Consider the following 10201-nt stretch of genomic DNA (forward strand, 5'->3'; position numbering starts at 1 on the left):
TATGTTCTTAAATTAATTTTGCAGCCGTTCAACCAAGTCACTGTCGGGCGTGACGTAGACGGTGCGTTGGCCGGTAAAGATCACGAAACCAGGTTTAGCGCCGTTGGGCTTACGTAGGCGCTTAACGGGAACGTAATCGACGGGCACGTTGCTGGATTCACGGCCCTTGGAGAAGTACGCAGCCAACTGGGCGGCCTCCAAGATGGTGGCCTCGCTCGGATCCTCATCGTGGACAATCACGTGAGATCCGGGCATGTCCTTAACGTGTAGCCAGATATCGGTTCGTTTGGCGGTATGCAGACTCAATTGGTCGTTTTGTAAGTTATTCTTACCCACGGAGATCTTGGTGCCATCGGTCGCCGTGAATTGATCGGGCTTGCTGACCTTTTGCCGCTTTTGTTTCTTGGCCTTCTTTTGGTGATCGTGGTCCCGCAGGTAGCCACCTTGTTGGAGTTCTAGTCGAATGTCGACCAGGTCCTTAGGTGCTGCCAGCTCGATTTGCGCCATGATGTTGCTAAAGTAGTCCACATCAGCCTGGGTGATCTTCAGCTGTTCATTGACGTAAATGACCGCGTTCTTGGCCTTCTGATAACGCTTGAAGTATTTCTGCGCGTTCTGGTTGGGCGAGAGCTGATTGGATAGGGCGATCTTAATTGAAGCGTTGTTGTCGTAAAAGTTTGGCAACGACACTTCAGTATCGCCGCGGTTGACCTGATGGAGATAGGTCGTCAGGACCTCACCCTTAATCCGATACTCGTCGGCGTTTTCGGTTTCGGCCAGGGTGCGTTGTAGCTTCTTCAGCTTGGTCCGGTTCTTCTTGAGTTCATTGCGAACTACTCGAATCAGCACGCTACCCTGTTGTTGAACCCGATCGCGTTCGGCCTTATCTTGGTAATAGTGATCCAAGAGGGCGCTGAGGGTTTCGGCCGACTCCTGTGTGCCGTCTGTTGGATAAGGGAAGGCCGTAAAGCTGGTTTTGTGCTTTGGGGAAATTTCCAAGGTTGGTGTCGGTTGATTGAAGCCGGCAAAGAACTTGGTGAAGAGATCCTCGGCCGAACCGGATTCGTGTAGGGCAGCAGCCAGTGCCGCCGCCGTGTCCTTGCCTAGCCCTTGGTATTGATGCTGCAGGGTTGTGGCCAGGACATCTTCGTTGGGGAAGTCACGAATCGTTTGCGCAAGATCAGGACGCGGACCCTGGAAGGGGTCATCCAGGTCCTGCTTGGGTGGCGTGATGTATTGTGCACCGGGAAGCAATAGGCGATAACGGTTTTGATCGGACCCAACGTGCTTAATGGCATCGAGAATCTTATCGGTGGCGCTATCCACCAGGATGACGTTACTGTGACGAGCCATGATTTCGATAATTAGGAGTAATTCCTGCTGGTCACCTAATTCATTACGGGAGGTAAAATGCAGGTGCACCACGCGGTCATTAGCGGACTGCGTGACTTCCTTTAGAATGGCCCCCTGCAGGTATTTCCGTAGGATCATTGTAAAGTTTGTGGGAACGGGTGGATTCACGTAAGGAATCTGCGTCACTTGAATCCGCGCGTAGGTGGGATTAGCCGAAAGAAGAATGGGATAATTGTGGCTGTTGGCCCGAATGGTCAGAACAACTTCGTTGGCATAGGGTTGGTTAATCTTACTAACGCGACCGGTAGCCAATGATTGGTTGAGTTCTTGAACCATGGCGTGGGTGAAAGAACCATCAAAGGACATCGTGAAACAACACCTTTCTAGTTAAAAGTTTTTAAATAATTGAGTCGAAAAGGCAACACAAGATCAAGTATACCGGGCCTGCGCCGGAAGTGCAAAGAAGAACTATCGATTTAAGCGGCCCCTTATTGATAAATTTATTGAATTAACGCTTGTGAGTAGCAACGGGATCGTTGTACAATACAATCAAAAGGAGTGAGGAGTCATGAAATCCAGTCTTTCAGCGCTAATTTCCATCAATAAGGTGCAACAAACGTTGCTCCAGCGCATGACTAAGCAATATCACCTGACCGTTTCTGAATGGCAGCTGCTTGATCACATCGCTAGTGGAGAGAACACGCAGGAGATTCTCGCTCAAAACACCAAGTTAGATACCTCAACACTGAGTCGACAGTTGAAGGGCTTGTTGGCCAAGTCGATGGTGACTAAAGAGGCCGTGGGACGAGACAAACGACAGTTGCTATATACAATAACTGATGATGGCAGGAATACGGCCGAAAAAATTCATGCCGCCTTTGAAGGCCTATCGGACGATGTATTTGAGCACTGGTCGACCGATGAGCGGAATTTACTCCAGATTTTATTGAATCGCTTAGACAAAAGTTTTGATCGGCATCGCGTGCTTAAAAAGTAATCGATGTCTTAATGTTGGTTATTTTTTAGGACGATTTTGAATAGTGAATCTTGTAACATCCCTGAATGAACCGGGAATGGAGCCGCTTTCGCAGAGAAAGACTGTTGTGGCGCGGCTTTTAAGTCTCTGTTAAGAGGCAGGTAATTCCTAGTCGTCAGGGGTGTTTTATGTTATTCTGGGTAGATGAATGAAAAGATAAAGTAGGTGTAATAATGAAGATTGCTGTGGTCACCGATAGTACCAGCTATTTGTCCGCAGAAGAGGTTGAGCGGTATCACATTCACGTTGTTCCTATCCCGGTGATCATTGATGGTCGCTCCTATGATGAAGATGTTGATATTACGACCAGTGAATTCTACGATCGGTTAAGAAATTCCAAGTCATTTCCAAGTACTTCCCAGCCGCCATTGGGCGAAATGATTAACTTATATAATGAATTGGCGGATGAGGGTTATGATGCTGTGATCAGCATTCATTTAGCCAGCACGATTTCTGGCTTTGTGAACCAACTGAAGAACATTGCCCCAACCATTGAGAACATTAAGGTAATTCCTTACGATAGCCAAATTACCGTTAAATTGATGGGGTATTTGGCCATTGAGGCGTCCCGAATGGCTGACAAGGGTGCTGAACCCGAGGAAATCATTGCGCGCTTAGATGACTTGCGGTCAACGATTGGCGAGTACTTCGTTGTGGATGATTTACAAAACTTGGTTCGCGGCGGTCGGCTCTCGAATGCTTCGGCATTCATTGGGAGTGTCCTGCGAATTAAGCCACTGCTGACCTTTGACGATGATACCCATGAAATTGTGGCGTTTGAAAAGGTTCGGTCGCGGAAAAAGGCCTTGGCTCGTGTTGAAGACTTGTTTGTTGAGGCGCAGGCACAGGTCGATTACCCATTACGGGCGCTGGTGATTAATGCTAACGATCCTGAGGGTGGCAAGACCTGGGCGGATAAGATTGCCACGCAGTACCCAGAAATTCCGGTAGAACAGTCGTACTTCGGTCCGGTTATTGGGACCCACCTTGGTGAGAAGGCGTTAGCGCTCGCCTGGATGAAGGACTTCGACCGGGCATAACTCGTGCACACCAGTTATGGATATGTTATGATGTTTCCTGTAATTAAATTTACGGAGTAGGAAATAGAGCGTTAAGTGCCGATGGAACGCAATGTGAACGTCGGACGAAGGGTTGGGCCCCGCGATTCTATTTCCGCATTGGCCGCAGCGATGTGGCAACTCCCTTAGGAGATGTCTTAATTGAAAATGATGACAAATACCCGGCTACCCAAGCTGGACACGTTGAATATGGTTACTTTGGGCATGTTAATGGCCCTACAGTTGGTCCTTAGTCGTTTCTCGGTTGGCAGCAACCTGATCAAGGTTAGTTTTACCTTTTTGATTGTTGCGCTGATTGCCAAATGGTATGGACCGTGGTGGGGCATGATGACTGCGGTGGTTTTCGATGTAGTCGGTACGCTGATTTCTGGTGGGCCGTACTTCGTTGGCTTCACGGTTTCGGCGGTCCTGGGATCGTTGACTTACGCGTTGTTCCTGTATGGTAAGCCGGTAACCTGGGTGCGGGTGATCCTGGCCTCGGTGGTTATCGCGGTGGTTGTCAATGCCATCCTGAATACGTGGTGGGTGACCATCATGTATCACACGCCATTCTGGAGCCTATTACCAGCACGGGTTATCAAACAATTGATTGTCACACCGCTGCAAATTGTCTTGGTCTACTGGCTGTTGAACAGTCAGATGATTAAGATGGTTCAAGCACGATTAAAAGGCTAAATAGAACACCTTCTTACCATTAGGTTGGCTGGAAGGTGTTTTTCAATGGTCAAATAGTGGTTACAATAAATTTATTACTTTAACTTTAGACAACCAAACAACCTAAATTGGCAACATAACAGCAACTGCTAATAATGACACACCAATGACCATCAAAGTTTCGGTATCTAGCGATCGAACCTTTAACTTTTTCTATTAAATCGGGGGACTCCCTTGCGTCACGGCATAAAGTCCTTTATAACGAATATTGGTAGAGGCAATTCGGGGAGGATTTTTTCATGACACAATTACGCCAACTTTTTCAAAAATATCAAGATGTTCTCGCTTATCTGGTCTTCGGTGGCCTGACCACCGTGATCAATATCGTCGTCTTTTACTTAACGGCAACCCTATGGGGCTGGAACTACCAGGTCGGCAATGCCATGGCATGGTTTATTTCGGTGCTATTCGCGTACGTGACCAATCGGGTCTGGGTCTTCCATTCTCACTTCACGACCATGAGTGCACTGACTAAGGAAGTTGTTTCATTCTTCTCGGTGCGGGCGGCAACGTTAGTGATGGATGCCGGTATCATGTGGATTGGGGTATCACTGCTCCAACAAAATGAAATGTTAACGAAATTAGTCGACCAAGTCGTGGTTGTTCTAGCAAACTACTTCTTCAGTAAGTGGTTCGTTTTTCGTAAGACGAAGGCGCTTAGCCGTAACGAAATCGATGATTAATGAAAAAATCCCTTCACCAAGTTTAAATTGGTGAAGGGATTTTTTATTAAGCTAGGGCTCGTTGCCGGGTGTGTTGTTTGTTAGATAGTCGCAGGTAGATGGCGACCATCGTGCCGCCGATTAGAATGCCTAGCGCGTTGGCTAAGACATCATTGATGTCGCTGCTTCGATTGATTAGCCAATGGTTGGAGAGAATATACTGGAACGTTTCAATCCCGCTTCCCACGAAGAGGCCGAAGACCCCAACGCTTAAGAGCGATAATTTTGGTGCCAGCCATTTCAGCGCTAAACCGATGGGTAATGTTAAGGCAATGTTTTCGGCAAAGCCTAAGTTGAATAGGTCTAAATGCGTCAAGTTAACGCGCCCCATGCCAGGCGGCATGATGTAGACGGCCGTTCCCGAGAAGGATAACGGGGTAAAAAGAATCACGGCTAAACCGGTTAAGTAGGTTAGCACAATGATGCCTGCCCAACGGTGACGACGACCGGTGGCAAGAATGAAGAGGCCAGCGACACTGGCCATTAAGGTGATAATGATTAAGGGTTCCCAACGCATGTGATCACCTCCGTTGATGGTAGCGATGAGTGCTTCTGATTAACATGTTTATAGAATACCGCAGAATTAGCCTTACGAGGGCATTTCTCACAGAGCTTAACCGATTCTTGGCGCCTTTAGAAAAATCATAAGTTGTTGCTCACAGTTTCATCATAATTCGTTAAGTATGAAGCCTAATTAATGCCGCAACTGTCCAAATCTAAGTGTTTTTCTCGCGTTGTGTCGGTGTATAATGGTTTCAACTTAACAGCTATTATTGGGGTGAAGGACGGTGATCTGTATGAGCCTTAAGCGATTGCAATACTGGCGGTATTTAAAGAGCTTAATTTATGGTCTCTTAGCAGTCATGATTTTACTCACATCAAACTTGGTTCATCGGGGAAGTCACTGGACGATTGACCTGTCAGCGTTTACGGTTTGGGTGATATTGAGCTGGTTAACCTGCTACCCATTCCTTCGGCGACATTATATGAGGATGTTTAAGAAGAATGATCCGGATCTGCGGTCTTTTAAGACGCGGGCACTGGACCTTCATCAACGCGATTTGAATGCCAACCATAAGGACCGTCGTTGGACACCGAATGGGGTGACGGCTAACCCTTGGACCTACATGTCGGACACGACTCAGAGTACTGACGAAATTTTAAATCCTATATTTATTTTTGTTGAGCATCTTTGGTATTCACTATTGTTGATTGTATTCGGTCCGATCTTGATGGTCGGACAAGGAATTAAATGGCTGGTAAAGTCCTTCAGTCATTGAAGGCTTTTCTTTTGGCATCGATGGCCGCCCACGAGTCAGTTATATTTAAATAGTCCAGACAAGGGTATTTATTTATCAAGTCAGACCATTCTAGTTAGTGAGGTAACTCCGTCCGGTAAGAATGAAGAATCATTGTCAGACCAATGGGAACAATTGCCTTGGGACAGTGATTAGCGACTTGTCAGTGGGTGTGGGAGATGCTATGGTTTAAGCATTAAAGGCTTGAAAGAATAGCGTCTATATCTGCTAAAGAAGTGATTATGGCAATTAGGAGGAAATACTATGACTCAATCCAACGTGGCACACTGGATTACCGGTGGGCTCATGATTCTGGCCATTGCATTTGGACTGATGGCGCCGTCTACGACCGTTCTAGCCGCCAGGACTTCTGGTGCCCGAATCGAAAAGACTACGGCGATTAAGGCCGACAAGCGGGCATTAAAAGATGCTACCCTGAATGGCAAGGGCTTATCGTTAGCTTGGCGGGCGGTTATTGACCATAAGATCAAGTTGCTCAGGAACCTCAAGAAAACAATCGGTCGGGAGCAAGGATCGGTCTATACGACGCATCAAGCTAAGCAGCTAACCGCCAAGATTAATAAGTTAAATAAAAAGTATCGTCATAAATTAAATCAGTTGAAAAAACGCAAAGATCCGGCGGACATCCACTATGCGGTTTACTATGACCCGGATGGAACCGTTGCTTTCATGAGAGAACACGTGAAGCGCGTGGGCAACAGAACCTATATTCGTGGTATGCAGGAGCATAATGGTGTTTTCCATAAATTTGGTGGTCATGGTGCTGGTTTCACAGTCGGTTAAGCGACCACCAGGGATCTGCTAATAGAAGGCGTAACTCATGTCAGTAACGACCGCGATCGCCGTTACTGTTTTTTGGATCAACAGGGATTGACAACGATTATGCAAATGACCAACGCTAGGACGACCTCTCTTTTTGCGGTAAGATAAGGTTAATGAATCGGAATGGAAAAAGGGAGTTGGGCAAGCATGTTAACAGACAAACAGATTGTTTGGGCCATTCATCAAATGGAGGACGATATCGGGCCAGTTGGGCCTTCACTGGACGCCAGGACGCCGTTTCAATTTTTAATTTCCGTTATCCTAAGTGCTCAGGCGACCGATGTATCCGTCAATAAGGTGACCCCAATGCTATTTGGTAAATATCCCAGTCCACAGGACCTGATGGCCGCCGACGTTGGTGACGTCGAAACGATTATTAAGAGCGTTGGCCTATTTCACAACAAGGCCAAGAATATTATCAAGACTGCGCGAATTGTTCACGAGGATTTAAATGATGTCGTGCCAACCGACCGTCAGGGGATCATGGCTTTGCCGGGTGCCGGCCGCAAGACGGCCAATGTGGTGCTGAGCGATGTTTTTGGACAGGCGACGTTTGCCGTGGACACCCATGTGTCGGCAATTTCTAAGCGACTGCACTTTGTGCCGCGGACAGCGACGCCGTTACAGGTGGAAACGAAGATTGTGGGCGTACTGGCACCTGAGGACCTACATCAGGCGCATCACACGATGATTGAGTATGGTCGAAAGTATTCCATGAAGTTGCCGCCAGAAAAAGAAGTCTGTCAGCTCATTATTGACTGTGACCAGTTGAATGAGGAAAACGAGGCGGAGCTGTAGGCGGTCGAATCCGTATGCGACCAGCATATGTTGCCGTCAAACACGATATATTAATATTAAAGAGACCAATCTCATGATAGCCCGGGATTGGTTTTTTTGTCCACAAGGGTATTGAACGGAAGATAGTAATCAATATGACAATTGTCATATTATTCGATGATACCTGTGTCTATAAAACGTTGGTCATGGCTGCTAAACTGTTTTTAATAAAAAGGGGGCAACTTGGCGGAGTAATTTCAACTTACTATGAGAACAAATGGATAGGTAATATTCTCACAGGTGCTAGACTATTGTTATTAAATTGTGAAGCCGTTAGATTATTGACGAATTTTAATGAACCCTTTGTAAGCACTATATTTTTTAATAGGGGTGGGGACCATGTTAAAGAGTAGATTGTTGAGAGAAAGGTTGGATAAGATTGATTGGATGAGTTACGTTTGGCTCGTCTATCTTCCTTTTTCAGTAGACGTGGTCAAAGGACAATGGTTCTGGTTGGTCGCGATATTTATATTTTTCATATTCTACGTCATTTTTGTTCAAATACCGGCCTGGCGACGAGTGACTGGCACGGGTGAAATGTTAATTGCTGGTTTATTTGTCCTGTTCCAGGCCAATAATTACTTGATCATTTATCCAGGATGGCAAATTCCATTTCGGCTCGCATATCGGCCGAAGAGATACTTCTATTGGTTCTGTGGCGGCTATTATAGTCTTTTGTTCAGTGGACTGTGGCTGGACTTTACTGCAAATCCTGATGTTTTTAAGTGGCATAATGGTGACGTGCTGGGATTGCTCTTTCCAATTGTCGCCCCCATTTGTTCATATGCCTGGTCACGGTTACTGATGCGGCAAAGGCAACTAAGCCAAACAAACCGCAGACTGCAAGCTATCATTCGGCGAGATGAGCGAGACCGGATTGCCAGAGATTTACACGATAGTTTGGGGCAAAGTTTTTCAATGATTACAGTGAAGACTGAATTAGCTCGTAAGCTGCTTAATAATTCGCCAAAGCAGGTCGAACAGGAGCTCATAGACATTGAGCAGACAAGTCGTAAAAATCTACAGTTGGTTCGATCCATCGTAAATAATTTGCATCAGCGGTCGATAAGCGAAGTATTGTTTGACCAAGGTCAAAAATTGGCAATTGCGGATATTTGGCTCACGACCTCTGGAGAAGCGGCTGCCACAAAATGGCCAACTGCGGTCCAGAACCGTTTTGGAGCGGTGATAATTGAGGCGATGACTAATGTCATCCGGCATGCCCATGCGAATAATGTTCAGCTTCGGTTTATTGAAGATGAGCATACCTACCGGATTATTGTTCAAGATGATGGCCGGGGGAAAAAGTACCATCGAACTGGTTCCAATGGCATCGAAGGTAGGCGATCTCGCTTACTGGCGGTGAATGGCGGTTTCGATATCGATCGAAATGCCGCGGGTACTCGAGTCGTAATGTCAATTCCAAAGGAGTAGGAAATGATTACACTTTATTTAGCTGAAGATCAGAGCATGTTGAATACCGCCTTGTCACAATTGCTGGCATTGGCGGATGGTTTAAAAGTCTTAGGAACTGCCGTTGATGGTGCTACAGCCTGGAAGCAAATTCAATCTTTTAAACCAGAAGTGGCTATTCTAGACATTGAAATGCCGAAAGCATCTGGGCTGGATATTGCTGATTGGATTCAGTCCGAGCATTTAACAACCAAAGTTATTATTTTGACCACATTTGCTCAGCAGGCCTACTTTGAACGTGCTGTAAAGGCGGGGATCTCAGGATATCTACTAAAGGATAGTCCAAGCGATGCCCTGATAGAGACGATTCATCGTGTGGTTCAAGGGGCCACCGTTTATGATCCGGAGCTGGTTGTCAATATGTTTTCGGCTAACAGTAATCCACTGACGGAGAGGGAGCTGACAGTCCTAAGGGAAGTGAGTCAGGGCTTGCCAACAAAGCAGATATCGAAAGCTCTATTTTTATCTGAAGGAACGGTACGAAATTATTTATCGTCAATCTTCAGCAAGCTTGGTGTGCACACTCGAATTGAAGCCATCAAAGTGGCGAGGGATAACAAGTGGCTATCTGAGTAAAAATGTTCAGTCGGATCTTTCACTTGATGAAAGATCCTTTTATTTTCACATAACTTTTGGTGTCAAATTAATTTTCCTTAGGCATTGTGACCACTTACCAGTCATTAATAACCACTTACCGATATTTCCAAGACAGTGTCACCAATCATAGTGTATTCTCCAAGCATAGGAGATGAGGGGAATGTTACTAGAACGCGCATTTTAGAATCAAGTTAGCCACTGTCTCAAAATTTTTTGGACAATAAAAAACATCAAGAACAGATATCCTGT

At 46.2% G+C, this 10201-nt stretch carries 11 protein-coding genes and 1 riboswitch; of the genes, 9 read left to right on the top strand and 2 right to left on the bottom strand.

From position 1 onward, the window contains the following. Window positions 1-12 precede the first annotated feature (12 nt). Window positions 13-1719: an NFACT RNA binding domain-containing protein gene (locus tag EKM96_RS05720; protein ID WP_125641017.1), complete on the bottom strand. Its 1707-nt coding sequence runs from the start codon at window positions 1717-1719 to the stop codon at window positions 13-15. A 202-nt stretch (window positions 1720-1921) separates the two neighbouring features. Here EKM96_RS05720 and EKM96_RS05725 point away from each other — a divergent pair, with 202 nt between their 5' ends. The 4 genes from EKM96_RS05725 to EKM96_RS05740 all read left to right on the top strand — a co-directional run bounded on the left by EKM96_RS05725 (window position 1922) and on the right by EKM96_RS05740 (window position 4865). Continuing rightward, window positions 1922-2350: a MarR family winged helix-turn-helix transcriptional regulator gene (locus EKM96_RS05725; RefSeq protein WP_125641020.1), complete on the top strand. Its 429-nt coding sequence runs from the start codon at window positions 1922-1924 to the stop codon at window positions 2348-2350. Between the two features lie 212 nt (window positions 2351-2562). Then, window positions 2563-3429: a DegV family protein gene (locus EKM96_RS05730; protein WP_125641023.1), complete on the top strand. Its 867-nt coding sequence runs from the start codon at window positions 2563-2565 to the stop codon at window positions 3427-3429. 50 nt (window positions 3430-3479) lie between these two features. After that, a riboswitch (THF riboswitch) is annotated at window positions 3480-3576 on the top strand. A 39-nt stretch (window positions 3577-3615) separates the two neighbouring features. Beyond that, window positions 3616-4143, top strand: a complete 528-nt coding sequence (locus tag EKM96_RS05735; protein WP_125641050.1) for a folate family ECF transporter S component — start codon at window positions 3616-3618, stop codon at window positions 4141-4143. 278 nt (window positions 4144-4421) lie between these two features. After that, a complete protein-coding gene (locus tag EKM96_RS05740) occupies window positions 4422-4865 on the top strand; it encodes a GtrA family protein (protein ID WP_125641026.1) in 444 nt (147 codons plus the stop codon). Between the two features lie 46 nt (window positions 4866-4911). Here the strand turns inward: EKM96_RS05740 and EKM96_RS05745 are convergent, their stop codons facing one another. Beyond that, window positions 4912-5421 carry a VanZ family protein gene (locus tag EKM96_RS05745; protein WP_125641029.1) on the bottom strand — a complete coding sequence of 170 codons (510 nt, stop codon included), beginning with the start codon at window positions 5419-5421 and terminating at the stop codon, window positions 4912-4914. A gap of 280 nt (window positions 5422-5701) precedes the next feature. On the opposite strand from EKM96_RS05745, the gene EKM96_RS05750 reads away from it, so the two are divergent. From EKM96_RS05750 to EKM96_RS05770, 5 genes are all read left to right on the top strand, one after another. Then, window positions 5702-6184, top strand: coding sequence for a hypothetical protein (locus EKM96_RS05750; RefSeq protein WP_125641031.1), 483 nt, complete (start codon window positions 5702-5704; stop codon window positions 6182-6184). Window positions 6185-6466: 282 nt separating this feature from the next. Continuing rightward, complete coding sequence (locus tag EKM96_RS05755; protein WP_125641034.1) at window positions 6467-7006, top strand: hypothetical protein; 540 nt, start codon at window positions 6467-6469, stop codon at window positions 7004-7006. Between the two features lie 186 nt (window positions 7007-7192). Beyond that, a complete protein-coding gene (locus EKM96_RS05760; RefSeq protein ID WP_125641037.1) occupies window positions 7193-7843 on the top strand; it encodes an endonuclease III domain-containing protein in 651 nt (216 codons plus the stop codon). A gap of 378 nt (window positions 7844-8221) precedes the next feature. Then, window positions 8222-9316, top strand: coding sequence for a sensor histidine kinase (locus EKM96_RS05765; RefSeq protein ID WP_125641040.1), 1095 nt, complete (start codon window positions 8222-8224; stop codon window positions 9314-9316). 3 nt (window positions 9317-9319) lie between these two features. Continuing rightward, entirely contained in the window at window positions 9320-9931 is a 612-nt protein-coding gene (locus EKM96_RS05770; protein ID WP_125641043.1) for a response regulator transcription factor, read from the top strand. The last annotated feature ends 270 nt before the right edge of the window (window positions 9932-10201 follow it).

The organism is Levilactobacillus tangyuanensis (genome assembly GCF_003946545.1).
Taxonomy (GTDB): domain Bacteria; phylum Bacillota; class Bacilli; order Lactobacillales; family Lactobacillaceae; genus Levilactobacillus; species Levilactobacillus tangyuanensis.